23 protein-coding genes are annotated in these 23,200 nt (G+C 70.3%); 11 read left to right on the top strand and 12 right to left on the bottom strand.

Going from position 1 to position 23,200, the window contains the following annotated elements; all coding sequences use genetic code 11:
• Complete coding sequence (locus LX12_RS03745) at positions 1–939, bottom strand: alpha/beta fold hydrolase (RefSeq protein ID WP_253653204.1); 939 nt, start codon at positions 937–939, stop codon at positions 1–3.
• A 125-nt stretch (positions 940–1,064) separates the two neighbouring features.
• Here LX12_RS03745 and LX12_RS03740 point away from each other — a divergent pair, with 125 nt between their 5' ends.
• Positions 1,065–2,198: a phosphatase PAP2 family protein gene (locus LX12_RS03740; RefSeq protein ID WP_372504917.1), complete on the top strand. Its 1,134-nt coding sequence runs from the start codon at positions 1,065–1,067 to the stop codon at positions 2,196–2,198.
• Here LX12_RS03740 and LX12_RS03735 read toward each other — a convergent pair.
• Both LX12_RS03735 and LX12_RS03730 read right to left on the bottom strand, forming a co-directional pair.
• On the bottom strand, positions 2,153–3,232 hold the full coding sequence (locus tag LX12_RS03735) for a glycoside hydrolase family 183 protein (protein ID WP_253653203.1): 1,080 nt from the start codon (positions 3,230–3,232) through the stop codon (positions 2,153–2,155). The genes LX12_RS03740 and LX12_RS03735 overlap by 46 nt on opposite strands.
• Positions 3,233–3,385: 153 nt before the next feature.
• Complete coding sequence (locus tag LX12_RS03730; protein ID WP_253653202.1) at positions 3,386–4,414, bottom strand: DMT family transporter; 1,029 nt, start codon at positions 4,412–4,414, stop codon at positions 3,386–3,388.
• 137 nt (positions 4,415–4,551) lie between these two features.
• On the opposite strand from LX12_RS03730, the gene LX12_RS03725 reads away from it, so the two are divergent.
• Complete coding sequence (locus LX12_RS03725; RefSeq protein WP_253653201.1) at positions 4,552–5,724, top strand: ATP-grasp domain-containing protein; 1,173 nt, start codon at positions 4,552–4,554, stop codon at positions 5,722–5,724.
• 225 nt (positions 5,725–5,949) lie between these two features.
• Here LX12_RS03725 and LX12_RS03720 read toward each other — a convergent pair whose 3' ends face one another.
• The 3 genes from LX12_RS03720 to LX12_RS03710 are packed head-to-tail and all read right to left on the bottom strand — an operon-like array spanning position 5,950 to position 8,851.
• Positions 5,950–6,795 carry an alpha/beta fold hydrolase gene (locus tag LX12_RS03720; RefSeq protein WP_253653200.1) on the bottom strand — a complete coding sequence of 282 codons (846 nt, stop codon included), beginning with the start codon at positions 6,793–6,795 and terminating at the stop codon, positions 5,950–5,952.
• Positions 6,792–7,583: an acyl-CoA thioesterase domain-containing protein gene (locus LX12_RS03715; protein WP_253653199.1), complete on the bottom strand. Its 792-nt coding sequence runs from the start codon at positions 7,581–7,583 to the stop codon at positions 6,792–6,794. The genes LX12_RS03720 and LX12_RS03715 overlap by 4 nt, the downstream gene beginning before the upstream one ends.
• Positions 7,580–8,851 (bottom strand): MFS transporter, encoded by a 1,272-nt coding sequence (locus tag LX12_RS03710; RefSeq protein ID WP_425581013.1) that lies wholly within the window; start codon positions 8,849–8,851, stop codon positions 7,580–7,582. Before LX12_RS03710 ends, LX12_RS03715 begins: the two co-directional genes overlap by 4 nt.
• A gap of 74 nt (positions 8,852–8,925) precedes the next feature.
• Here LX12_RS03710 and LX12_RS03705 point away from each other — a divergent pair, with 74 nt between their 5' ends.
• Positions 8,926–9,363, top strand: a complete 438-nt coding sequence (locus LX12_RS03705; RefSeq protein WP_253653198.1) for a GNAT family N-acetyltransferase — start codon at positions 8,926–8,928, stop codon at positions 9,361–9,363.
• 6 nt (positions 9,364–9,369) lie between these two features.
• On the opposite strand, the gene LX12_RS03700 is transcribed toward LX12_RS03705, so the two are convergent.
• Positions 9,370–9,897 (bottom strand): hypothetical protein, encoded by a 528-nt coding sequence (locus LX12_RS03700; protein ID WP_253653197.1) that lies wholly within the window; start codon positions 9,895–9,897, stop codon positions 9,370–9,372.
• Between the two features lie 182 nt (positions 9,898–10,079).
• Here LX12_RS03700 and LX12_RS03695 point away from each other — a divergent pair, with 182 nt between their 5' ends.
• The gene (locus LX12_RS03695; RefSeq protein WP_253653845.1) at positions 10,080–11,405 is read left to right on the top strand and encodes a YibE/F family protein; all 1,326 of its coding nucleotides are present in this window, start codon (positions 10,080–10,082) and stop codon (positions 11,403–11,405) included.
• 79 nt (positions 11,406–11,484) lie between these two features.
• On the opposite strand, the gene LX12_RS03690 is transcribed toward LX12_RS03695, so the two are convergent.
• Both LX12_RS03690 and LX12_RS03685 read right to left on the bottom strand, forming a co-directional pair.
• The gene (locus LX12_RS03690; protein ID WP_253653196.1) at positions 11,485–11,901 is read right to left on the bottom strand and encodes a PPOX class F420-dependent oxidoreductase; all 417 of its coding nucleotides are present in this window, start codon (positions 11,899–11,901) and stop codon (positions 11,485–11,487) included.
• Between the two features lie 11 nt (positions 11,902–11,912).
• The gene (locus tag LX12_RS03685; RefSeq protein WP_253653195.1) at positions 11,913–12,116 is read right to left on the bottom strand and encodes a hypervirulence associated TUDOR domain-containing protein; all 204 of its coding nucleotides are present in this window, start codon (positions 12,114–12,116) and stop codon (positions 11,913–11,915) included.
• A gap of 42 nt (positions 12,117–12,158) precedes the next feature.
• Between LX12_RS03685 and LX12_RS03680 the strand changes: the two genes are divergently transcribed.
• Genes LX12_RS03680 through LX12_RS03665 form a run of 4 tightly spaced genes read left to right on the top strand, consistent with a single transcriptional unit; the run spans position 12,159 to position 14,493 of the window.
• A complete protein-coding gene (locus LX12_RS03680; protein ID WP_253653194.1) occupies positions 12,159–13,052 on the top strand; it encodes an aldo/keto reductase in 894 nt (297 codons plus the stop codon).
• Entirely contained in the window at positions 13,052–13,588 is a 537-nt protein-coding gene (locus tag LX12_RS03675; protein ID WP_253653193.1) for an SRPBCC family protein, read from the top strand. The genes LX12_RS03680 and LX12_RS03675 overlap by 1 nt, the downstream gene beginning before the upstream one ends.
• Positions 13,589–13,598: 10 nt before the next feature.
• Positions 13,599–14,156 (top strand): HdeD family acid-resistance protein, encoded by a 558-nt coding sequence (locus LX12_RS03670; RefSeq protein WP_253653192.1) that lies wholly within the window; start codon positions 13,599–13,601, stop codon positions 14,154–14,156.
• Between the two features lie 7 nt (positions 14,157–14,163).
• Positions 14,164–14,493: a YnfA family protein gene (locus tag LX12_RS03665; protein WP_253653191.1), complete on the top strand. Its 330-nt coding sequence runs from the start codon at positions 14,164–14,166 to the stop codon at positions 14,491–14,493.
• 4 nt (positions 14,494–14,497) lie between these two features.
• Here the strand turns inward: LX12_RS03665 and LX12_RS03660 are convergent, their stop codons facing one another.
• Positions 14,498–15,529 (bottom strand): alpha/beta hydrolase, encoded by a 1,032-nt coding sequence (locus tag LX12_RS03660; protein WP_253653190.1) that lies wholly within the window; start codon positions 15,527–15,529, stop codon positions 14,498–14,500.
• A 425-nt stretch (positions 15,530–15,954) separates the two neighbouring features.
• Between LX12_RS03660 and LX12_RS03655 the strand changes: the two genes are divergently transcribed.
• Positions 15,955–17,616, top strand: a complete 1,662-nt coding sequence (locus tag LX12_RS03655; protein ID WP_253653189.1) for a beta-galactosidase — start codon at positions 15,955–15,957, stop codon at positions 17,614–17,616.
• A gap of 139 nt (positions 17,617–17,755) precedes the next feature.
• Here the strand turns inward: LX12_RS03655 and LX12_RS03650 are convergent, their stop codons facing one another.
• Positions 17,756–19,135, bottom strand: coding sequence for a cation:dicarboxylate symporter family transporter (locus tag LX12_RS03650; RefSeq protein ID WP_253653188.1), 1,380 nt, complete (start codon positions 19,133–19,135; stop codon positions 17,756–17,758).
• Between the two features lie 102 nt (positions 19,136–19,237).
• Here LX12_RS03650 and LX12_RS03645 point away from each other — a divergent pair, with 102 nt between their 5' ends.
• Positions 19,238–20,842, top strand: coding sequence for a sensor histidine kinase (locus tag LX12_RS03645; RefSeq protein ID WP_253653187.1), 1,605 nt, complete (start codon positions 19,238–19,240; stop codon positions 20,840–20,842).
• Positions 20,839–21,546, top strand: coding sequence for a response regulator (locus LX12_RS03640; protein ID WP_253653186.1), 708 nt, complete (start codon positions 20,839–20,841; stop codon positions 21,544–21,546). Before LX12_RS03645 ends, LX12_RS03640 begins: the two co-directional genes overlap by 4 nt.
• A gap of 128 nt (positions 21,547–21,674) precedes the next feature.
• Here LX12_RS03640 and LX12_RS03635 read toward each other — a convergent pair whose 3' ends face one another.
• Positions 21,675–22,964 carry a lipase family protein gene (locus tag LX12_RS03635; protein ID WP_253653185.1) on the bottom strand — a complete coding sequence of 430 codons (1,290 nt, stop codon included), beginning with the start codon at positions 22,962–22,964 and terminating at the stop codon, positions 21,675–21,677.
• Between the last annotated feature and the right edge of the window lie 236 nt (positions 22,965–23,200).

The raw sequence follows: 23,200 nt of genomic DNA, 5'->3' as shown, positions 1-23,200 counted from the left end.
CTAGGGCGACGAGACCTCGTCGGGCGTCGAATCGCCGATGCCGCCGGGCGGGATCGGCGTGAGGCCCGCGGCGTGCTCGCACGCACGGACGAACGGTCCCACGAACGCGTCGGGCTCGAGGACGCAGCAGGCGTGGCCGGCGGGGACGTCGACACGTACCGCACCCGGGATCCCGTCGAGCAGGAGCTGCTGGCGGGCCGGGGGCACGACGCGGTCGGCGGTGGTGAGGCAGACGGCGGTGGGGACGGCGATGTCGGACAACCACTCCCGTGAGTCGAAGGCGCCGAGGCCGTCGCCGATCTCGTCCATCCGCGACAACCGTCCGGCGCGGACCTGCCGCAGCGCCCACGCGCCGTCGGCGAGACCCCGCTCGTCGAGTGCCTCGGTGGGCAGGCCGGGCAGTCGGTGCACGAGGTGTCGCGTGACGAGGGTGGTGACGCCGTCGAGCGCGCGGTGTCCGCTGTTGCGGGTGCCGAAGTACGGGCCGGTGGCCGCGAGGACCAGTCCGCGCACGCGGTCCGGATGACGGTGCGCGACGAGTTGCGCGATGCCCCCGCCCATCGAGAAGCCCGCGGCGACGAAGCGGTCGATGCCGAGCACGTCGGCGAGGGCGACGACGTCGTCGGCGCAGTCGTCGAGGAAGAACGTCTCCGACGAGATGCCGCGCCCGTGCCACCGCTGGTCCATGGTGATCGCGCGGAACCGACGCGTGAGGTCGGGGAGGGTGGGGTACCAGGTGAGCAGGCCGGTGGTCATCACCGAGTGCAGCAGCATCACGGGGACGGCGTCGGGGTCGTCGGGGCCGCTGTCGGTGACGAACGTGGAGCCCCCGCGTCCGGGCAGCTCCACGACCGCTCCGGCGGGGACGTCGGCGGTGGGATACGTCGCGAACCGCCGCCCGATCCGGGCCGCGATGCGATCGACCAGCGTCAGCGCCATCGGTCCGATGGTAGCGACGCCCTGCCCGCCGGACGCGTGGCGGACATGACGCGGGCGGCGCCATCGGACAAGATGGGGTGACCGACAGGTGAACAGAGGGCGAATCGCCGACGAAGGGTGCGCGTGTGACGATCTCCGGCGAGCGGAAGACCACCGACGCCGCGATCGTCCCCCCGGCCGACGCCGAGGTCGCCCAGACCGTCGACATCCCCGTCATCCGGCCGTGGTGGCGTACCGCTCGGACGTGGCGTGGTGTCGCCGTCACGCTGTGGCTGGCCGTGATGGTCTGGCAGTTCGCCGTGCACGGCCTCGCGTTCGACCGCACCCGGCTGATCCTGTGGATGTGCCTGGGCCTCGCCGCGGCGAGCATCGGTCGACGCCGCATCACCACCGTGATCGTCGACTGGCTGCCGTTCGCGGCCGTCCTGTTCCTCTACGACCTGACCCGCAACGTCGCGCAGTGGATGGACATGCCGACGCAGTGGCACCTCGCCCCCGACGTCGACCACTGGATCTTCGGCGTGAACCCGACCGTCTGGCTGCAGTCGCACATCAAGGACGCACAGCCACCGTGGTGGGAGATGATCACCAGCGTCGTCTACGTCTCCTACTTCGTCGTGCCCTACGCCGTGGCCGGTGTGCTGTGGCTGCGGGACCGGCAGGCGTGGCGGCGATACGCGGTCGCGTTCGTCGCGACGACCTTCCTCGCCCTCGTCGGGTACACGCTGCTGCCGGCCGCGCCGCCGTGGGCGGCGGCCCGATGCACCGCCGAGCAGGTCGTCGACAACCCGCGGGACCCGCCGTGCATGGCGTCGGAGGTACCTCCGGCGTCGGGTGGTCTGCTCGGTCCGGTCCGCCCCGACGACGCGTCCGCGGCCCCGTACGTCGAGCGCATCTCGGCCCGCGGGTGGGACGTGCTGAACATCAAGGCGGCGTCGGCGCTGCTCACCGTCGGCCAGTCGAAGGCCAACCTGGTGGCCGCCATCCCCTCGCTGCACGCCGGGCTCACCATGCTGCTCGCGCTGTTCATGTGGCCGCGGGTGCGCGCGCTCGGACGGACGCTGTTCCTGGGCTACGCACTGACGATGGCGTTCACCCTCGTCTACACCGGCGAGCACTACGTCTTCGACATCCTGCTCGGCTGGGGACTCGCGGCCTCGGTCATCGCCGTCCAGGCGTGGGTGGTGCGTCGCCGGGCGCGGCGCAGGGCCGCTCAGCGCAGCGCGTCGAGCGGGACCTTCCAGAGCAGCACGTTGTAGATCTGGAACAGCGACGCGGTGAAGTAGAGGTCCTTGCCGGTGGAGAACGGGTGGATGTACGGCGCGTAGGCGCTGGTGATCTCGGCTGGGTCGATCAACGCCCGAGGCGGGCTCCACGGACCCTCCGGTGACGGCGCGGTGCGGGCGACGATGGTGTTGGTCGTCGCCAGCGAGACGTACTTCCCGAGGTAGGCGTTGTAGGCCACGGACATCTCGCCGGTGGGCGCACCGATGATCGGCGTCGCGGCGTTCACGTCCCCGCGCACCCACGTGCCGTTCGAGAAGTACTCGTAGGCGCCGAGATCGGTCAGCTTCGACGACGCGACCCGGGCGAGCCTGACCGCCCCGAACCGCCCCGACGGGGTGCCGTAGACGTAGATCGTGTCGCCGACCTTCAGCAGCGCACTCATCTGGAAGTCGCTGTTGCCCCCGAGGTTCGGTCGGATCGCCTCGGGCGGGCGCACCCAGTTCTGGCCGTCGTCGTCGGAGTAGGCCACGCCCGCACGGTCGGTGACCCATTCGCCCGGTCCGCCCCAGCGCTTCACGGCCATGTAGGTCATGTACTGCCGTCCGTTCGCGGCGATCCCGCCGGTCGGCAGGACCGTGATCTCCCGCCGGTAGTCGGGGACGAGGACCTGCTTGGCGAGACCGGGCGCAGCCATGACGCCGCTGTCGAAGTACATCCCGCGGGAGAGGTCCCGTGTCGTGCTGCGCAGCAGCACGTTGGATCGGAAGCCGTAGAGCTCGCCCCGCAGCAGCGACCGGCCGTCGAAGTTCGCGGTGTCGCCGAACGCGGTGAGCACCCCGCCGCATCCGTCGTCCCACGTCACCCCGAGGTCGGTGCCGACGATGCCGAACCGGTGGACGGTGTCGTTGATGTCGCCGACGCCGGTCTCTTGCGCGACCGGCTGTGCGAGCCCGGTCGACCGCGGCAGACCGATCGAGACGACGGACGGCATCGGCGGTGCCGCCCCCGCGGCGCCGACCCCCGTCAGCGTCGCCCCCACGACGGTCATCGCCACCGCCGCCGTCATCGTCCCGACACGTCGAACTGATTCCCCCCAGAACACGCGGCGAAGCTAACAGGTGAACGGCCGGTGAATGAGGGTCCCGAGCGAGTAAAAGCGCAGCTCACATACCGCGGGAGGGCATCTTGTGAGCCTGCACAAACGATCGCGGAACGTCGATCAACAGTGGTCGATGCCCTCGCGGGAGGTGGCGTCCCGGGCGGTGTCCGGACGGTCGCGTTCGTCCGATGTGGCCTGTGCGTCGGCCTTGCGCCGGGTGTGCGAGCGACGTCGCCACCCGCCCTCGGTCGGTGGTGCCTCGCCGAAGTGGTCGGCGTCGTCGGAGCTGTAGTAGGCGACGAGGACCGCCCCGACGACGGCACCGATGAACCCGACGACGGCGAGCCACTCCAGACCCGGCTCGGCCTTGTCGCCGAGGAAGACCACGCCGATGATCCCCGGGGCGGCGGTCTCACCGACGACGAGGACCGCGGTGACGCCGTTGACCGCACCGAGCTGGAGAGCCACGGTGTGCACGTAGAAGCCGACGGCGCCGGCGATCGCGATCGTCCAGGCGGCGGGATCGCTGAGGATGGTCAGCGGCGAGAAGGGGTCGAAGCCGCGCAGGATGCGCACGGCGATCGCGATGACGCCGAAGAGCAGGCCGGCGGCCGCGCCGGCGAGGATCGAGCCCCGCGCGCCGAGCCGGTAGATCACCAGGACGGCGATCGCGCAGACGACGAGGGTCGCCGCGAGCAGCCCCCAGTGAAAGGTGAACGACTCCGCGGTCTCCGTCGCGTGTCGGCCGGACGCGACGCCGAGCATGCACAGCGAGGCGATGACGGCGACGATCGCGATCCAGTCGCGGGCGTGCAGGCGGACGCCGAGGACCACGGTGCCCAACAGGGCGGTGACGATGAGGTTCGCCGAGACGATCGTCTGCGACAGGAACAGGGGCAGCAGCCGGGCGGCGATGGCGCCACCGCCGAAGCCGAGGACGACCATCGCGGTGCCGACGAGGAACGCGGGGTCGCGCAGGGTCTCCGCCGTGGACTGCATCGAGGGACCGCCCGCGGCGGTGGTCGAGCGTGAGCCCTCCTTCTCGCGGGCGGCGACGGCCGCACGACGTGCACCGAGTGCCCGGAGAACCGAGGAGAGGCCGTAGCCGATCGCGGCGAGCGAGGCGAAGAGGATGCCGATCACGAACATGCCGCTGCACCTCCACCCGCAGGAAAATTGGCCGAACTGCCTGGTCTGGGCGCTGCGCGGCCGATCTGGCGGACCGTTGGTTAGGCTAGCATGTTCGCTGATCAGACCCCGTCTCGCGGTGCTACCTACGGAGATCCATGGCATCCCCCACGCGCAAGCGTGTCCTCATCACGTTCGCCCGGTCGTTCCTGACCCTCGACATCGCGCGGCTGATGGCCGCCGGCGGCCACAGCGTCACCGTCGTCGACAGCATCACGCTGCCCGTCTCGCGCTTCTCCAACGCCGTCGACGCCTACCTGCGTGTCCCCGCCCCGACGTTCGCGCCACGGGAGTACTGCCGGGAGCTGGCCCGCATCGTGCGCGAGCGTGCGATCGACATGGTGATCCCGGTGCACGAGGAGACCGACATCATCGCGCAGATGCGGGAGGAGTTCCCCGACACCTGCGAACTGTTCCTGTCCGACTTCGAGACCGAGAACAACCTGCACAACAAGTACGAGTTCCAGCGTGTGCTCACCGAGATGGGCATCCCCACACTGAAGTTCGCCCAGGTGCGGTCGGCGGAGGACCTGCGCGCGCTCGACTTCGACACCCCGTTCGCGTTGAAGGAGTGCTACTCCCGCGGATCGCAGAAGGTCCGCAAGGTGATCCCGGGGCAGATCCCCGACGACATCGAGTTCTCGCCGACCAACCCCTACATCGCGCAGGAGTGGTTCAAGGGCGAGAAGTTCTGCACCTACTCGGTGTGTCGGGACGGGAAGGTGCTGGCACACACGGTCTATCCGGTCTGGTACGCGATCGACGGCAACTCGTGCATCGCGTTCGAGGCCATCGACCACCCGGCGATCACCGCGTGGGTGGAAGACTTCGTCGGTCGCGTCGGCTTCACCGGTCAGGTCGGGTTCGACTTCATCGTCGGTGACGACGGCGCGCTGTTCACCATCGAGTGCAACCCGCGCGGCACCAGCGGCATCATGATGTTCGAGCCGCACCACCGCGTCGACCGCGCCTTCTTCGGCGACACCGACGAGGTGATCACGCCGGAGCTGGGGTCCCGCAAGATGATCGGCTTCGGGATGGGGCTCTACGGCTGGAAGAAGTCGTCGTTGGAGGGCAACACCTTCCGCGGCTTCCTCCGGGACTTCCGCGCCACCGACGACGTGATCACCAACCGTCACGACCCGCTGCCCGCGGTGATGATGCCGATCGCCTACATCGACATCGCCCGGATGTGCTTCAAGTACAAGGTCGGTCTCGCCGAGGCGTTCATGCACGACCACGAGTGGGACGGCATCCCGATCTCGGGCTGAGCGGGTCGCTCGACTTCTGTACTGACGCTCGACTTCTGTGCCGACGCTCGACTTCTGTGCTGACGCTCCACCTGTGGTGTTCTCGCTCCACGTACAGGGTGCCCCCGGCCGAGGCGCTCCACCTGTTCGAGGACGCTCCGGATACATCCGGAGCGTCCTCGAGTAACTGGAGCGGGAACCCTATGACCGGAGCGGGAACCCCGGAACCGGAGCTGAGCGGGTCGCTCAGACCTGCTCGCGACAGAAGTCGACGACGCGGGCGACCACGTCGGTCTGACCGGTGAAGAACCCGCCGTGGCCGACGCCGTCGACGACCGAGAACCGTGCGCCGGGGATCTGCTCCGCGGCCGCCCGGCACCCCTCCGGCGGGAAGAACAGGTCGTGCTCGAACGCGAGTGCCAGCGTCGGGACGTCGATCGCTGCCAGGCGATCCGGCGTCGGCTCACCGGCGGTGATCCACTCATACGACGCCATCAGGTTGCCGCGCAGGCCGGTGTCGTCGGTCCAGACCTGACCCGACGAGGCGAAGATCTCCGACCACCCACGCACCGACGCCGGGTCCTGGAGCAGGGCGGGGTGCAGCGTGGTGACGAGCTGTTCGAAGGTCATCACGTCGCTCGGGATTGTGCCGTAGGTGTCCAGCAGCCCGATCTCCATGCGACCGACGAGCTCGCCGATCGGTGACGGCTGCAGGCCGGCGACGAGTGCCGTCGCACGGACGCGCCCTGGGTGTCGACGGATCAGTTCCTGGGTGACGTAGCAGCCCATCGAGTACGCGACGACGATCACGTCGTCCAGCTCCAGCGCGTCGAGCAGTGCGGCGGCGTCGTCGGCGAGATCGGCGGCGCGGTAGGGCCCGGGCGGTGCCGACGACGGGGCGACCCCGCGGGCGCTGTGCGCGACGGTCGAGAACCCGGCGGCGGTCAGGGCGGAGACGACACCGGTGTACTCCCAGACCGGGGCCGGTTGTCCGAGACCACCGTTCAGCAGCACCGTGGGCCCGTCGCCGGAGCGGTGCACCTCCACACGCACCCCGTCGCGGATGTCGATCTGGGACACGTCGGTGCTCATCGGCGGGGGACCCCCTGGGAGAAGTCGATCTGCGCGGCCGCGTTCGAGACCGCGGTGACCATGCCGGTCCCGATCGGACCGTCGGCGTCGAAGAGGGTGGCGGTGCCGACCGACAGGCCGTCGGCGGTGATGTGGGTGTCGGCCTGCAGTCCGATGCGATCGCCCCCGGGCAGCCGCGAGATCGCCACGGTGAGATCGCAGTTGATGTACCCGATGCCCTCCGAGCCCCAGTTCGTCACCAGACTCGTGCTCTCCGCGGCCATCACGACCCGGACGTACGGGCTCGGCTCCTCGCCGGCGACGACGGGGATCACCGTGGACCACAGACGTTTCCGGCTGCCGTTCTGGTGCTCGGACATCGTCGTCGTCCATCCGTGCTCGTCGCTGCCGAACCACCGGCGGTGCTCGTCGGGGGCCGGCGGGTCGAAGGGATGCGTCGAATGCCACTCGTCGCCGGGCGGAGGGCTCGAGCGGTGCAGCGCGACCATCGTCGCGCGTGCCACCAGGGCGTCATCCTGGTGCAGGTCGACCTCGGCGACGTGGATCCGGCGCCCACTGCGGACGAGACGGGTCGTCGGCACCAACGGGACGCCCCGGGCCGCCTTGAACAGGTCGATCGTCGTGCGCACGGGGACGAAATCGGCGTGGCCGTGGTCCTTCTCGAGCGCATGGGCGGCGGCGGCGCAGATCGCCGGCCCGTTCAGCATGTCCGGACCCCACCGCCCGAACGCGTACTTCGCCGGGACGTAACCGTCGTCGGTGAGCGTGAACATGTGGACGTCGGTCATCGGGGGATCCTGCTGCTCGGGGTGGTCTCGCCGCGGGCGTCGTCGACGACCGCATCCGGGTCACGGTAGTCGGACAGCACCGCGACGAGGCTCACGACCGCCAGCACGACGCCGGCGGCGAACAGGATGGGATACGTGATCGCGGGCACCGCCCCGTGGATGATCGAGAGCACCACCGGGGCACCGAAGCCCAGGTACGTCAGCGAGTAGAAGACCGCGGTCAGTCCGGCGAGCTCCGACGGCTCGGCGATGCGACCGACCTCCGCGAGGCCCGCGACCAACGCCATGCCGTACCCGGCGCCGAGGACGGCGCCCGCCACCAGCGTCAGCCACGGGTCGAGCACGTGGGCGGCGACGCCCCCGACGGCCATCCCGGCCATCAGCAGGACCGTGGCCACCGCCGAGCCTCGCGCACGGTCGGGCACGTCGATGCGACGTGCCACCGACTGCACCGCGAACCCGGAGGCCAGGGTGACGAGGGTGACCGCGGCGGCGTAGGCGATCCGCACGTCGGCGACGCGGTCGGACATCAGGGTCGGCAGGACCGCGTAGGCGGCGGCCGCGGAGCCGAAGACCCAGGGCGCCACGGGGACCACCACGCGGAGGAACCGTCGGTGCGCGACGGCGCGGATCCTCAGGTCGTCGACGATTCGACGCGGCGCTCGACCCGGCTCGATCGTCTCCGGCGCCGACCACACCCACACCGCGGCGGCCAGACAGAGCACGACGTTCACCAGGTAGGCGAGGGAGTCCTGCAGCGGCGCCCACTGGGCGAGCACCCCCGCGACGGCGGCACCGACGCCGAGTCCGAAGGTCAGGCTCATCGCGGCACGTCGCGCGCCGAGGGTCGGGGACGCGTCCGGGGTCCACGGCGCCCCCGACAGCTCCTTCACCCAGCTGCTGCCGACCGCCATCGCCAGGCCCAGACCGACACCGCTGAGCACACGGCCGACGACGAGCAGCCACACGTGGTCGGCGCCGACGGCCAGGATCACCGACCCGAGCGCGGCGACGAGCGGCGCGGGTCGCATCAGGCGCACGCGCCCGAAGCGGTCGGAGAGCGGACCACCGATCAGCAGCGCCGGCACGATGCCGAGCACGTAGGCGAAGAGGAGCGCGTCGACGACGGTGCCGGGCAGTCCGTGCACCGACTCGTACATCACGAGCAGCGGCGTGAACTCGTTGCCACCCCAGGCGATGGCGGCCATCGCGGCGGCCACACCCCACCACGCGCGGCGGTCGGGGGCGTCGGTTCGGTCAGCACGCACGGCTCCATCCAACACGGGTGATCGTGCTCACCACGGGTCGGGCGGACGTCCGCGAGGGTCGCTAGCCTGCGGCCATGGACTCCCGCTACCGGCTCGTCGACCGCGTCCCACCCCTCGGCGACTACCGCCGCCTCCGCGAGGTGTCGGGCCTGACCCCCGTCAGCGAGGAACAGGGAGCGCCGGCGGTCGCGAACGCGTGGGGCGGCTGCCACGTCGTCGCCGAGGACGGCGCCGTCGTCGCGATGGGCCGGATCCTGGGCGACGGCGGCTGGTACTTCCACATCACCGACATCGCGACCGACCCCGCCCATCAGCAGCGCGGGCTGGGTCGCGCCGTCGTCGAACGCCTGCTCGCCGTCATCGTCGACGCCGCACCGCCGAACCCCTACATCACCCTCATGGCCGACCCGCCGGGCCGGCGGCTCTACGAGTCGCTCGGTTTCGAGACCACCTACTCGGCGGGGATGGTGCAGACGGCGATCCGTCGTGGGGATCCCGGGCCGGGTCGCTGAGACCGGTCAGGCGGGCGCCCGATACCCGTCGATGGTCAGGCAGCCGACCGGGACGGGCAGGTGCACGCGCTGCGCCGCCCGGGTGAGGTCGACGGCGTTGCGGAGGGTGTCGAGGCAGAGGTCCTGACGACGGGCGACGGCGGCCCCGAGCATCGCCAGAGCCTGGTCCTCGTCGCCGCGGCCCCACAGGGCGTCGGCGACGGCGAGGTAGACGGTGATCGCCGGGTCGGTCTTGTCGAGCTGCACCAGCGCCCACGCGTACCGCTTCGCCGCGTCGACGGTCTTCGGTCCGCCGGGGCCGTCGGTGCGCACGTACTTGCCGTAGAGCTCCTTCGCGAGGGGTTCCGTGTCCGACCACCGCTGCAGGTGGCACATGCAGCGCACCGCGTCGTCGAGGTTCGCGAGGTACTTGCGCGAGTACGGGCCGTCCTGGCGGGCACGGATCTCGCGCAGGACGCAGAACTCGGGCAGTGCGTGCGCGTAGTCGCCGGCGGCCAACAAGGCGTCGGCCTCGTGCTGCAGCTCGTCGATCATCGCCTCATGATCGCGCATGCAGGCCCGTCCCACCTGCGGAATCGCCGTGTTCTCCGGTGCGGGCCGGACGTCGCGTCGGGCCCCCGCGCGGGGTGACCCCCTACAGTTGCGGCGTGCACCCCTCGGGCCCGGAGCGCGGGCACAGCCACAGCCCGTCGGCGATCGCCGTGCACCTGCGACCGATGGCCGCCCGGATCGTCGTCGGCGTGCTGGTCGTGTGCGCGATCGCGGTGGCGGTCGGGGCGGTGGTCCTGTGGCCGGGGGAGCGCCCGCACTCGGTCCCGCTGCAGTTCCAGACGGCCGCACCCGACGGCAAGTTGGTCACCCAGACCGGCACGGTCATCGCCCAGGCGCGCTCGGAGTGCCTCAACCGCGCGGCCGGGACGGTGTTCGGCGGCGACGCCCCCGTCACGGCGGAGGCCGACGGGCCGTGCATCGAGAGCACGGTGAGGATCACCTCCGGCAAGGACGCCGACGCGAACACGCTCATCGAGGTGCCGACCAACCGCGCGCAGTCCGGCGAGCAGCCCGGGGTGACGCGGTCCCGGCCGCCCGCGGACCAGCTCGACAAACCACAGCCCGGGCAGCCCGACCTGAAGGTCGGCGACCACATCCGGTTGGTGCTGTCACCGAGCGGCCAGGGGACGTCTGCCTACTCCTTCTACGACTACAGCCGCGGCACGTCGACGATCATCTGGGCGATCGTGTTCGTCCTGGCGATCGCCCTCGTCGCGGCGTGGCGGGGACTGCGGTCGGTCCTCGGCTTGGTGATCGCCTTCGGGGTGCTGCTCGGGTTCACGCTGCCCGCGATCCTCGACGGGAAGTCGCCGGTCGCCGTGGCGATCGTGTCGTCGGCGGCGATCCTCCTGATCGTCATCTACCTCGCCCACGGGGTCAGCCTGCGCACCAGCGCCGCTCTGTTGGGCACGCTGTCGTCGCTGGCGGTGGCGGCGGTGCTGTCCTATCTGTCGGTCCTCACGATGAACATCACCGGGCTCTCAGCGGAGCAGACGACGAACCTGCAGGTCTACCAGAACGGCATCTCCACCAACGGGATCCTGTTGGCGGGCTTCATCATCGGCGCTCTCGGCGTCCTCAACGACGTGACGATCACGCAGGCGTCGGCCGTCTTCGAACTCGCCGCGGGCGGTCGGAGCAGGCGCGCCACGTTCGCCGCGGCGATGCGCGTCGGTCGGGACCACATCGCCAGCACCGTCTACACCCTGGTGTTCGCCTACGCCGGCAGCGCGCTCCCGCTGCTGTTGCTGTTCTCCGTTGCGGGACAGTCGTTCTCGTCGCTCGCGACGACGGACACCGTCGCCGTCGAGCTGGCCCGGTCGTTCGTCGGAGGGATCGCGATCGCGCTCTCGGTCCCGCTCACGACGGCGATCGCGGTCGCCCTCGTCCACAAGCACGAGGTGCCCGACAACCACCGCGCCCCCGCCCGCTCCGCTCCCGGCCGAAGCCCCGGTGCGCGTCCCGGCGGCCGCCATTCCCGCGCCGATTGACGCCGGGTGAGGCGTTTCCGCGCCGTTCTGGTAGATCCGCGTCGGGCACGGCGCGGGAACGCGCGCACGACGCGGGGTGTCAGATGTTCGGCGCGGCGGCGATGCCGATGGTGGAGGACTTGCCCTTGAACAGCGAGCTGGCCGTCGTCGCGAAGCGGCCCACGAGGCCGTACTTGGCGTTGATCGCCTGGCGCACACGTGCCGTGCCCGCGTCGTCGAGCACGCGTGCCGTGCCCTCGACGTGCTCACCGACGTTCTTGCCGACGCGATCGCACGTGGCGAGCGAGACGCGGGAGGTGTTGCGGATGCGCTTGACCTTCCACGACGACGCCTGGGTCCACATGACCAGCTCGCCGGCCTCCGGGCCGGAGTCGACGAAGGCCGCCCAGATCGGGACCGGCTTGGGCCGACCGTCTCTCGTGTAGGTCGTCAGCTCGACGTACTTGGCGGTCGCGATATCACCGAGCGCGCGACGGGACCTTTCCGGATCAGGCATGGCCGCCGGCGTCACTTCTTCTCGAGCGTGGATTCCTTGTGGGCCGCCTTCGACCCGGTCTTGTCCGACTCGACGATCCAGTAGGGCTCGTCGTCGGAGGCCTTGAACTTCTGGCCCTCGAACTCGAACTCCTTCGTGCGCTTCTCCTTCGCCGTGCCCTCGGTCTTCCCCTGCGAGGTGTTCCAACTGACGGTGTCGCCCTTCGAGATTGCCATTTCCCCAACGTACCCCCGTCCCTGACCGATTAGCCTGGTCCCATGACATCCGACCTGCCACGGATCGACCTCAACTCGGGGACGTCCATCCCCCAACTCGGGCTGGGGGTGTGGCAGGCCGACGACGACGAGACCGAGCGCGCCGTCACCCACGCACTCGACGAGGCCGGCTACACGCACATCGACACGGCCGCCGCCTACGGCAACGAGGAGGCCGTCGGTCGTGCCATCGCGGCGGCGTCGGTCGACCGCGACGACATCTTCGTCACCACCAAGCTGTGGAACGCCGACCAGCGTGGGCGCGACGCCGTGCTCGCCGCGTGCGACACGAGCCTGTCGAAGCTCGGCCTCGACCAGGTCGATCTCTACCTCGTCCACTGGCCGCTGCTCGACAGCGACCGGATGAAGCGGACATGGGAGGCGATGCAGGAGATCGCCGAGTCCGGCAAGGCCAAGGCGATCGGCGTCTGCAACTTCGAGCCCCACCACCTCCAGGTGATCATCGGGCACGGCGAGATCGTCCCGGCCGTCGATCAGGTCGAGTGCCACCCGAACCTGCCGCAGAACGACCTGCGCGCCTTCGCCCACGACGGCGGGATCGCGGTCGAGTCGTGGAGCCCGCTCGGTGGCACCCCGAACTCCGGATGGGGCAAGGCGTCGAAGGACAACACCCTGCTGAAGGACGCGACGCTGGGTGACATCGCCGAGAAGCATGGCAAGTCGATCGCGCAGGTCATCATCCGCTGGCACCTGCAGGGCGGGCTGGTCGTGATCCCGAAATCGGTGACACCGGAACGGATCTCGCAGAACATCGACGTCTTCGACTTCTCGCTCGACGACACCGACATGCTCGACATCGCGCGCCTGTCGAACAACCGCCGCGTGGGCGCACACCCCGACGAGATGAACGTCGGCGCCCCTGCCGACGACGAGTAGTGCGTCTCCGCGACCAGCCGACCGTCGAGGTCAGCGCCCGACTGGCCCTCGAGGCCGACCGTGCGTGGGACCTCGTCACCGACATCACGCTGCCGACGCGGGCGGCGGGCGAGCTGCAGTCGGCGTCCTGGGACGTCGGACACGACGCCGTCGTGCCGGGCGCCCGGTTCCGCGGCCACAACAGCAGCGACGATCTCGGCGAGTGGACGACGAGCTGCGAGGTCGTCGACCTCGAGCCCGGACGGCGCTGGGTGTGGGCGGTCTTCGGCATGTGGGACGAACCGGACCCGTCGCCGACGAGCCCGGCTCCGAGCGCTGATCCGATGTCCTGGTGGGGGTTCGAGGTCGATCCGGCCCGCAGCGGCTGCGTCGTCCGCCAGTTCGCGCGGATGGGCCCCGGGCCGTCGGGCATCAGCGCGGCGATCGCCGGCCACCCCGACCTGGAGGGTCGGATCATCGCGAGGCGGCTCGACGCGTGGCGCGCGGCGATGACCGCGAACCTCGACCTGCTGGCCCGGGAGTGCGGGTCGGCCTAGCCTGACCGGCATGACCACCACCGGTTCCGATCGTTCCGAGCGCCTCGCCGCCGCCCGTGCGCGACTGCGCGGCCTGCTCGTCGCCACCGCCGTCCTCGGTGTCGTCGTCGGGCTCATCGCGCTCGTCTGGCCGGGCCCGACCCTGCTCGTCGTGGCCGTCCTGTTCGGCATCTCGCTCGTCGTGACGGGCGCGTACCGGCTCTCGGTGGCGTTTCTCGCGCCCGGTCTGTCGGCGGGGGTGCGTGCGGTGTTCGGGGTCCTCGGGCTCGTCATCCTCGTCGCGGGTGTGCTGTGTCTGGCCGATCCCGCGGAGTCCCTGGTGCTGCTGGCGATCGTGATCGGCGTCAGCTGGATCGTGCAGGGCGTGCACGACCTGGTCTCCCGTCGTGTCGACACCCACGGCGTCCCGCACTGGCTGATGATCGCGTCGGCTGTCGTCTCGATCCTCGCGGGTGTCGTCGTGATCGCGCTCCCCGGTCTCGCGATCAGCACCTTCCTCGTGGTCGGCGCGATCCTGCTCATCGTCGTGAGCGTGATCAACCTGATCACCATCCCGCGTCGCGTCTGACCCACCGGTGGATCTCGCGCGGTCGATCCCGCTCTTCGTCGCCGCCGCAGTCCTCGAGATCGGCGGCGCGTGGCTGGTCTGGCAGGGCATCCGCGACCACCGCGGGTGGCTGTGGATCGGGGCCGGCGTGGTGGCGCTCGGCCTCTACGGCGTGGTCGCGACGCTGCAGCCGGACGCGCAGTTCGGTCGCATCCTCGCCGCCTACGGCGGGGTGTTCGTCGCCGGCTCGCTGATGTGGGGCATGGTCGTCGACGGGTTCCGTCCCGACCGGTTCGACGTGATCGGCGCGCTGATCTGTCTGATCGGCGTCGGCGTCATCATGTACGCCCCGCGGTGACCGCTCAGGAGATGTCGAGCGACCGGGCTATGGTCGGCCACGCCCGCGGCAGGTCCTCGGCCCAGTAGCCCCAGGAGTGCAGACCCGGCCGGTACTCGTAGGTGGCCTTGATCCCCGCACGGGTGGCCTTCTCCTGGAACGACCGTGTGCAGGACAGGACGACGCCCTCGAGGAAACCGCCGACGGGGGACGCCAGTCCCCGCAGCCCGAGACGCGGGTCGGGCAGGCCGTTGCCGCTGGCGATGAAGATGTCGGTGTCCTTCAGTGCGGCCAGACGACGCGTCGGATCGTTCGCCGCCCAGTCGCCGCCGTCGAGCGGTCCCCACATGTTCTCGAAGTTCCCGCCGCGCGTGGCGACGGTGCCGGCGACGGCCTGCCGATACGCCGGCGGCCCGAAGTCGAAGCACCCGCTGAGGGCCATGACGCCGCGGTAGAGGTCGGGGTGCTTGGCCGCGAGCACCATCGCCGACGTCGCGCCCATCGACAGCCCACCGATCGCCGACCGGCCGTTGCCCGCGTACTCCCTCTCGATCAGGGGCGGGAGGTCACGGGTCAGGAAGGTCTCCCACTTGTCCACCCCGAGAACGGGATCCGGGCGTCGCCAGTCGGTGTAGTAGCTGGCGGTGCCACCGATCGGCAGGACGACCGTCACGTCCTTGTCGGCCATGAACCGCTCGATGCCGGTCTGGACGGTCCAGCCGCTGCGCTGGAAACCGGTGTAGACGCCGGCGTCGATGCCGTCCAGCAGATAGAGGGTCGGGCGGGGCGCGGTACCGCGGGGATGAAGGACCTCGAGGCGGACGGTCTGGCGGGTGTCCGGGTCGCGGACGGTGATGATGTCGTGCTGCGGGCCCAGCGCGGTCCGCGTCAGCAGCGTCGCGGTCGGTGCCGGGTCGGGCGCGGGCCGTGCCGCGGCGACCCCGGCGAAGGTGCCCAGCGTCGACACGGCGACGAGTCCCACGACGACCACCCGGGCGATCGCGGAGCGGCCGCGGCGCGGCGACCCTGCGGCGCGATCGAAGACACGACGGAACACGAGAACCCCCCCTCTGCGTTTCAGGGGCGAACTGTAGCGGAGACGGCGGAGCCGTGTGGCCCTCGCCACTGCGGCCCGACCGCCCGCGGCGTCCGGTCGCGGGATGCGACAACGGTGATCATTCGGTCGTTCGAGCGATATTTAACCCAGAAAATTCGCTCGGCGAAATACTCTGACACATCGACGACCGCACGCGTGAACGCGTCGCACCGTCCCGTCATCTCGCGGTGGCGTGAGCGAATTCGTGCCACGTGTAACGGAATTCGAGAACGTCCGCGCCGGTGGGACGGATGTTACGCGCGAGAAAACTTCCTCGTCAGCCGGCCGTTAATTGCCAAACTTTATCTCCCATAAAGTCTGGTCTCATGCTCTAATTACTCCGCCAGGGGGGCTCGGAGAACGGGGTACCACCAATGCGACGTCTCGTGCCTTCCCTCTCGCACACATCGCCGACGGCTCTGGCCGCGGCGGTGTTCGCGCTTCTCATGTTCTGTGCGGTCGCCGGTGCCGCGCTGCTGCCGAACTCCCGCGCGGCGATCGCGATCGTGGACACCGCATCCATCAGCGACTCGTCGACGACGGTGGGCATCTCCGACAACGACATGTACTTCGAGTCGACGGACCCCGCGGAGATCGCCAAGCGCCTCGACGAGATGCAGTCGCTCGGGGTGAAGAACATCCGCCTGGCGATCCCGTGGGCGACGGTCGAGCCGGCGCAGGGCCAGTTCGACTGGACGCCGATCGACAACATGGTCAACGCGGCCGCCGCGCGCGGGATCGGGGTCCTCGGTGTCATCAACACGACGCCCACCTGGGCTCGTGGCACCTACACGAACGTCTACGCCCCGCCGGACGACCCCGCGAACTTCGGTGCGTTCGCCGGAGCACTCGCCGCCCGGTACTCCGGGAAGGTCTCCGCCTACGAGGTGTGGAACGAGCCGAACGCGGCGTTCGCGTACCAGCCGGGCCCGGACCCGGCCGGCTACACCGCCCTGCTGAAGTCGGCGTACACCGCGATCAAGAGTGCCGACCCCCAGGCGCAGGTGATCGGGGCCGTCGTCGGCGCCACCGTGAGCTGGGGATCGTGGACGCTCAACCCCGTCGACTTCGTCCAGCAGATGTACGCCGCCGGTGCGAAGGGCTACTTCGACGCCCTGTCGTTCCACCCGTACCAGTGGACGCTGCCGTTCTCCTCGGGTGCGCTCGTCCCGAACTCGCCGCTCGACCAGGCGAACCGCATCTACCAGCTGATGCAGGCCAACGGTGACGGGACCAAGAAGATCTGGAGCTCGGAGTACGGCGTCCCGACCGGCGTCCCCAACGTCGGCAACCAGGCCTCCATGATCAACGACTTCCTCACGACGTGGAGCAACCTGTCCTACGCCGGTCCGACGTTCCTCTACACGCTGGTCGACCGGGACAGCTCGAACACCTGGGACCCGGAGGCCACGTTCGGTCTGTTCACCGACTCGTGGGTGGCGAAGGCCGCCGCCCAGGTGGTGAAGGACTTCATCGCCGCGCACCCGCAGACCGGTGGGTCCCCGACGCCGCCCCCCACCCCGCCGACGAACCCGTTGGACGCCTGGGCCCAGGCGGTACAGGCGGCCATTCAGGCCTGGCTGAAGTCGATCGCCGACGCGATCGCCGCGGCGTTCGCCCCGGCCCCGCAGGCGACCACCGCGCAGACTCTGGCGGCGGCCGCGACGACGACCACGACCTCGTCGTCGGCCCCGACCACCACGTCGTCCAGCAGCTCCGCCCCGACGACCACCGGTGAGCCGGTGGCGGCAGCGCTGGTCGCCCCGTCCACGACGACGTCGGCCCCGGCCACCACCACGTCGACCGCGACGACGTCCGCCGCGACGCCGACGACGACCTCGGCCCCGCCGGCGACGTCGACGACCTCGGCGCCGACCACGACGTCGTCGGCACCGACGACCACCACGGCCCCGGCGACCTCGTCGACGACCGCGGTCGCGACGACGACGTCGGTCGCCACCTCCACGACCCCGTCGACCGCCGCACCGTCGAGCACCTCGTCGGCGCCGACGACCCAGCAGACACCGGCGACGACCGCGGCGCACTGAGGGGAGACGGGGAACGGCCGGTGCCGCGACTTCGGGGGTCGCAGCACCGGCCGTCTCGTCGTCCGAGGAACAGTGGAGAACGGCCGGTGCCGTGACCTCGAGGGTCGCGACACCGGCCGTCGTCGTGTGACGGTGCGGTCTACTTCGTGACCGACACCGCCGGCTCGTGGGTGTCCTCCACCATCGTCAGTTCGTCGAAGGGGTCGTTCCCGGCGAGGACGTTGTGCATCTTCGCCTTGTCGATGGTGTGGGTCCAGGAGCCGACCAGCAGCGTGGCGACGGCGTTGCCCGAGAAGTTGGTGACCGCACGGGCCTCCGACATGAACCGGTCGATGCCGACGATGAGGCCGACGCCGTCGAGCAGCTCCGGGCGGTGGGCCTGCAGGCCGCCGGCCAGGGTCGCCAGGCCCGCGCCGCTCACGCCGGCCGCGCCCTTCGACGCCACGATCATGAAGACCAGCAGACCGATCTGCTCGCCGATGCTCAGCGGGTCACCGAGCGCCTCGGCGACGAACAGCGACGCCATGGTCAGGTAGATCGCGGTGCCGTCGAGGTTGAACGAGTAGCCCGTCGGGACGACGACGCCGACCGTCGAGCGCTGGACGCCCACGTGCTCCATCTTCGCGATGAGGCGGGGGAGGGCCGACTCCGACGAGGACGTCGCGACGATCAGCAGGTACTCGCGGGCCAGGTAGCGGACGAGCTTGAAGATCGACGCGCCGACCGTGAGCCGCAGCATGGCGCCCAGCACACCGAACACGAAGATCGCGCAGGTCAGGTAGAACGCGAGCATCAGGGCGAGCAGGTGGGTCACCGCGCTCCAGCCGGTTTGACCGACGACGTTCGCGATGGCACCGAACGCGCCGATCGGGGCGATCCACAGGATCATCGACAGGACACGGAAGACCAGCTTCTGGACGTGCCCGATGCCCCGCAGGATGGGCTCACCCGTCGACCCCATCGCCTGGAGGGCGAAGCCGACGAGCAGTGCGACGAACAGGGCCTGCAGGACGCTGCCCGCGGTGAGGGACGACAGCAGCGTGTCGGGGATGATGCCCTGGATGAAGTCCATGGTGCCGCCGGCCTCGTGGGCCTTGCTGGCCAGCTTCTCGCCCTGACCTGCGGCGCCGGAGATGTTCAGGCCGGTGCCCGGCTGGATGAGGTTGCCGACGACCAGACCGATCGCGAGCGCGAACGTCGACATGGCGAGGAAGTAGACGAAGGCCATGCCGCCGACCTTGCCGACGGTCGCGGCCTTCCGGACCGAGCCGATGCCCAGCACGATCGTGCAGAAGATGACCGGCGCGATCATCATCTTGATCAGGCTGACGAACATCGTGCCCAGCACGCCCAGGTCCTTGCCCACGCCCGGGGCGAGGATGCCGACGGCCACGCCGGCGACGACGGCGATGATGACGCCGATGTAGAGCCAGTGGGTGCGGTCGCGCTTGGGCTTCTCGGCCGTCGGCGGCTGCGGCGGTTCCGGCGTGGTGGGCGGCCGGTCGTCGGTGGCGGTCATGGTGTCCTCCGGTTCTCCTGCTACTTCGGTTGTGAAGAATGATGTCGGGAGACTGTGACTCGGGTCACGGTTGTGTTCATTTCGTTCAGGAGGGAGAAGCGGGTGAGACGTCTGGTGCCGCGCTCGCTGGCAGGTCAGGCGTTCGTCCTGCAGTTCGTGGCGATCGTCGTGCTGGTGGTCGCGGCCGGGTCGCTCGCGGCATGGGACGCGCGTCGCGACGAGCAGCGGTCGGCCCGGGACGAGGTGGTCGCGGTCGCGGTGTCCCTGGCCGACGCGCCCTCGACGGCCCAGGCGATCACGTCGGGTGCGGCGACCGCGCGCCTGCAACCGCTCACCGAGCAGGTCCGCGCCGAGACGGGCATGGCCTTCATCACCGTCATGGCGCCCGACCGGACCCGGTTCACCCACACCAACCCGACGCTGATCGGGAAGCCGTTCGTGGGGACCATCGCACCCGCGCTCGACGGTCGTGTGTTCACCGAGACCTACACCGGGACGCTCGGGCCCTCGATCCGTGCGGTCGCGCCCGTCAGGGACTCCGGTGGCCGGATCGTGGGGCTCGTCTCCGCCGGGATCACGTTGTCCACGTTGGCCGATCGCTGGGTGGAGCAGCTGCCGTTGATCGGGTTGGTCGTCCTGGTGCTGCTGGTCGTGTCGGTGGCGGGGACGTGGGCCGTCCGCCGGCGGTTGCTGCGCCAGACCCACGGCCTCGCACCCGACGACCTGCGCGTCATGTACGACCACCACGACGCCGTCTTGCACGCCGTCCGTGAGGGTCTGGTCGTGGTCGAGAAGGGGGAGCCGGTGCTGCTCAACGACGAGGCGCGCCGCCTGCTGCAGGTGGGCGACGGCGCCGACGTCCCCGCCGACCTGCCCTCGTTCGTGACCGAGCGCCGCGAGATCCGCGACGAGGTGCACGTCGTCGGCGACCGCGTGCTCGTCGTCAACCGGGTGCGGGTCCTGCATCGCGACGGTGAGCGCAGCGCGGTCGTCACCCTGCGTGACCGGACCGAATTGCAGGGCGCGTTGGGCGAACTCGACTCGATGCGCGTGTTCGCCGAGTCGCTGCGAGCCGCCGCACACGAGTCGGCCAACCGCCTCCACACGGTCATCGGACTCATCGAGATCGGCCGGGCGGAGGAGGCGGTGCGGTTCGCGACGACCGAACTCGAACTCTCGCAACATCTCGTCGACCGTCTGACCGCGGCGGTCGCCGAACCCGCGCTGGTCGCGCTGCTGCTGGGCAAGGCCGCCCAGGCCGACGAGCGGGGTGTCGCGTTGACGGTGACCGAGGACAGCCGCCTCGACGACGCCGAGCAGGCGCCGCTCTCCGGCCACGAGATGGTCACCGTCGCCGGCAATCTCATCGACAACGCCATCGACGCCTGCGATCGGGACGACCCGTGGGTGGAGGTGACGGTGCGTGAGGAGCAGGGCGGCCTGATGATCCGTGTCGCCGACAGCGGTCCGGGGATGGACGCCGACGAGTTCGCCCGTGCCCGGACACGGGGCTACTCGACGAAGCCGGTCGCCGACGGGTCGCCGGCGGGCGGTCGGGGGCTGGGGCTGGCGCTCATCTCGCAGATCGTCGACCGTCACGGCGGCACCATCACCGCCGAGGTGACCTACGGTTCGGTGGTGACCGTCGTGGTGCCGTCGAGGTCGGATCGTCCGACGCGATCGGGCAGGGAGGCGGTGCGCGCGTGAGCGATCCGATCCGTGTCCTCATCGTCGAGGACGAGCCGCTGATCGCGCAGACCCACGAGGCCTACGTCGAACGGCTGGACGGTTTCGTCGTGGTCGGCACCGCCGGGACCGCGCAGGCCGCACTGCGGGCGGTCGCCCGGTGCGCGGCCGACGACGCCCCGGTCGACGTCGTCCTCCTCGACATCGGTCTGCCCGACGCCAGCGGGATCGAGCTCGCGTCGGCGTTGTCGGGACAGCGACCAGAGCCCGACGTCATCGCCATCACCTCTGAACGCGACCTGTCGGTGGTGCGGTCCGCCGTCGCCCACGGTGTGCTGCTGTACCTGTTGAAGCCGTTCACCTTCGCGGCGTTCCGGGACAAGCTCGAGCGCTACCGCGAGTACCGGGCCGCGCTGCCCGCCGGGACCGACGCCGTCGGCCAGGCCGAGGTCGACCGCGCCATGGCCGTTCTCCGTGGCGCCGACGAGCGCGCCGCCGCGCCGACGGGAACCGCCGCCGCGACCGCGGAACAGATCGGCCGGCGCGTGCAGGACAGCGACGAGGGCCTGACAGCGGGGGAGGCGGCGACCGCCGCCGGGATCTCGCGTGTCACCGCCTGGCGCTACCTCGAACGCCTCGCCGACGACGGGTTACTCACCCGGACAACCGAATACGGCCGCACCGGTCGCCCCCAGGTGCGCTACAGCTGGAAGGCGCGCCGGTAGTCGTCCGTCCGGGTTCGCACGCGTTCTCGCCGCCTCGGTGATCGTGCGGGCGGGGTGTTCTCCCTCCGACAGACCACTGCCCCGACGCGGAGGTCGCGCCGGGGCAGTGGGTCAGATGCGGTGTCGGCTCAGGAGAACGAGCACCCCTGCACCGGGGGCTTGCCGGCGAAGCGGTCGGCGAGCCAGTCGAACGCCCGCTGGAACCCGCTGATGCCGCCGGCGACGTGACCGAACGTCGACGAGCTGATCGGTCGGATGGGGAACGGGATCTCCGCGTACTGCAGGGAGGCCGGCCCCTTCTCGCACCACTTCGAGTACAGCTCGCGACCCTGGAAGACGGGCACCGTCGGGTCGTCCGGGTTCGAGGTCAGCAGCACCGGGACGGTGGGCTTGATGTTGCCCAGATCCTGGTCGTGGACGTACTTGCTCAGCACCGGGTCGGCGACGACGAGCTCGCCGAACGACTTGTGCGACACCGTCCAGTCGCGGGTGCTCGGCTTGCCGCGGGCCGACGTCAGGACGATGCACTCGCCCGACAACTGCGCCATGGTCTGCTTGCCGTAGGGGTTCAGGACGTTCGCGATGCGCGCCTTGAACTCGGGGAATCGGTAGGTCGCACCGTTCAGGGCGTACCCGATGACGCCGCCGAGACGGTTGCCGTCGAGGTAGTTCATCTCGCGCAGCAGGTCGGCGGGGACACCGCCGGCGTAGACGCCGACGACCGGCAGTTCCGGCGCGTAGGTGCCGACGAGTTCGGCGGCGGCCGCGGCGGCGCCACCACCCTGCGAGTAGCCGGTGATCGCGACCTTGGCGTCCGGCGACACCTCGGGGAGCTTCAGCGCCGCGCGGGCGGCGTCGATGATGGCGTGACCCTGGTCGACGCGGATGCCGAAGGTGTGGGTGCCCGGCGTGCCACCACCCATGTAGTCACTCGACACGACGCCGTAGCCCTGGTTGACGAGGTTCAGCGTGACGATCTGCTCGATCTCGGCCATCGGCCCGCCGGGGAAGTCGAGGGTCACGCCCTCCTGCAGCAGCTTCGACGCCGCGCACTGGTCGCCCTGGCCGTGCAGGCCGCCGGCGTAGGCGACGACGGGCCGGGGCCCGGGGCCGGTCCACTTCTTGGTGGGCTGCAGGTAGTAGCCGGTCACCGCGATCGGGGCGCCGTTGGCGTCGATCGAGAGGTACATGATCCGCGTGGCCTTCGCCGGGATGGAACCGGTCGGCGTCGGGATCTGGATGGCCGTCGGCAGCGGCTGCGAGCGGATGATGTCACCCGGCTTGCCCGCCGGGAGCGGGCTCGGCGGTGTGTAGAAGGACTCGTTCACGGCCGACGCGGCAGGCGTCGGTGCAGCCGGAGCCGGTGCGGCGTGCACCGTCCCGACGGTCGCCGTCGCCACCACGGTCGCTGTCGCCACCCCGACGGCGACTGTGCGCAGCCGTCGCATCACTGATCGATCGAAACCCACGATGTCGTGTCCCCCACGGTCGTTGTCCGTTGCTCGCGGGAACTATAGGGGACTTCGTACAGATGCGTGGCGTGGGTCACCTGCGCTTTGTGAGAGTGTCCGACAAACGGATGAGCGGCGTCGTGCGCCGGGCTGTTGTGGAGCCGATGACGGGAATCGAACCCGCGTATTCAGCTTGGGAAGCT

Source organism: Williamsia serinedens (assembly GCF_024171725.1).
In the GTDB taxonomy this organism is placed as follows: Bacteria; Actinomycetota; Actinomycetes; order Mycobacteriales; family Mycobacteriaceae; genus Williamsia_A; species Williamsia_A serinedens.
The sequence above is the reverse complement of the archived record's forward strand: the minus strand, read 5'-3'. Positions and strand labels throughout refer to the sequence as shown.

Excerpts from the sequence above, each read along its gene's own strand:
- LX12_RS03715 (WP_253653199.1), bottom strand. The coding sequence starts at position 7,583 with ATGACCGACGTCCACATGTTCACGCTCACCGACGACGGTTACGTCCCG.
- LX12_RS03730 (WP_253653202.1), bottom strand. The coding sequence starts at position 4,414 with ATGTTCGTGATCGGCATCCTCTTCGCCTCGCTCGCCGCGATCGGCTAC.
- LX12_RS03695 (WP_253653845.1), top strand. The coding sequence starts at position 10,080 with ATGGCCGCCCGGATCGTCGTCGGCGTGCTGGTCGTGTGCGCGATCGCG.
- LX12_RS03650 (WP_253653188.1), bottom strand. The coding sequence starts at position 19,135 with ATGACCGCCACCGACGACCGGCCGCCCACCACGCCGGAACCGCCGCAG.
- LX12_RS03690 (WP_253653196.1), bottom strand. The coding sequence starts at position 11,901 with ATGCCTGATCCGGAAAGGTCCCGTCGCGCGCTCGGTGATATCGCGACC.
- LX12_RS03680 (WP_253653194.1), top strand. The coding sequence starts at position 12,159 with ATGACATCCGACCTGCCACGGATCGACCTCAACTCGGGGACGTCCATC.
- LX12_RS03700 (WP_253653197.1), bottom strand. The coding sequence starts at position 9,897 with ATGATCGACGAGCTGCAGCACGAGGCCGACGCCTTGTTGGCCGCCGGC.
- LX12_RS03685 (WP_253653195.1), bottom strand. The coding sequence starts at position 12,116 with ATGGCAATCTCGAAGGGCGACACCGTCAGTTGGAACACCTCGCAGGGG.
- LX12_RS03720 (WP_253653200.1), bottom strand. The coding sequence starts at position 6,795 with ATGAGCACCGACGTGTCCCAGATCGACATCCGCGACGGGGTGCGTGTG.
- LX12_RS03735 (WP_253653203.1), bottom strand. The coding sequence starts at position 3,232 with ATGACGGCGGCGGTGGCGATGACCGTCGTGGGGGCGACGCTGACGGGG.
- LX12_RS03745 (WP_253653204.1), bottom strand. The coding sequence starts at position 939 with ATGGCGCTGACGCTGGTCGATCGCATCGCGGCCCGGATCGGGCGGCGG.
- LX12_RS03670 (WP_253653192.1), top strand. The coding sequence starts at position 13,599 with ATGACCACCACCGGTTCCGATCGTTCCGAGCGCCTCGCCGCCGCCCGT.
- LX12_RS03725 (WP_253653201.1), top strand. The coding sequence starts at position 4,552 with ATGGCATCCCCCACGCGCAAGCGTGTCCTCATCACGTTCGCCCGGTCG.
- LX12_RS03705 (WP_253653198.1), top strand. The coding sequence starts at position 8,926 with ATGGACTCCCGCTACCGGCTCGTCGACCGCGTCCCACCCCTCGGCGAC.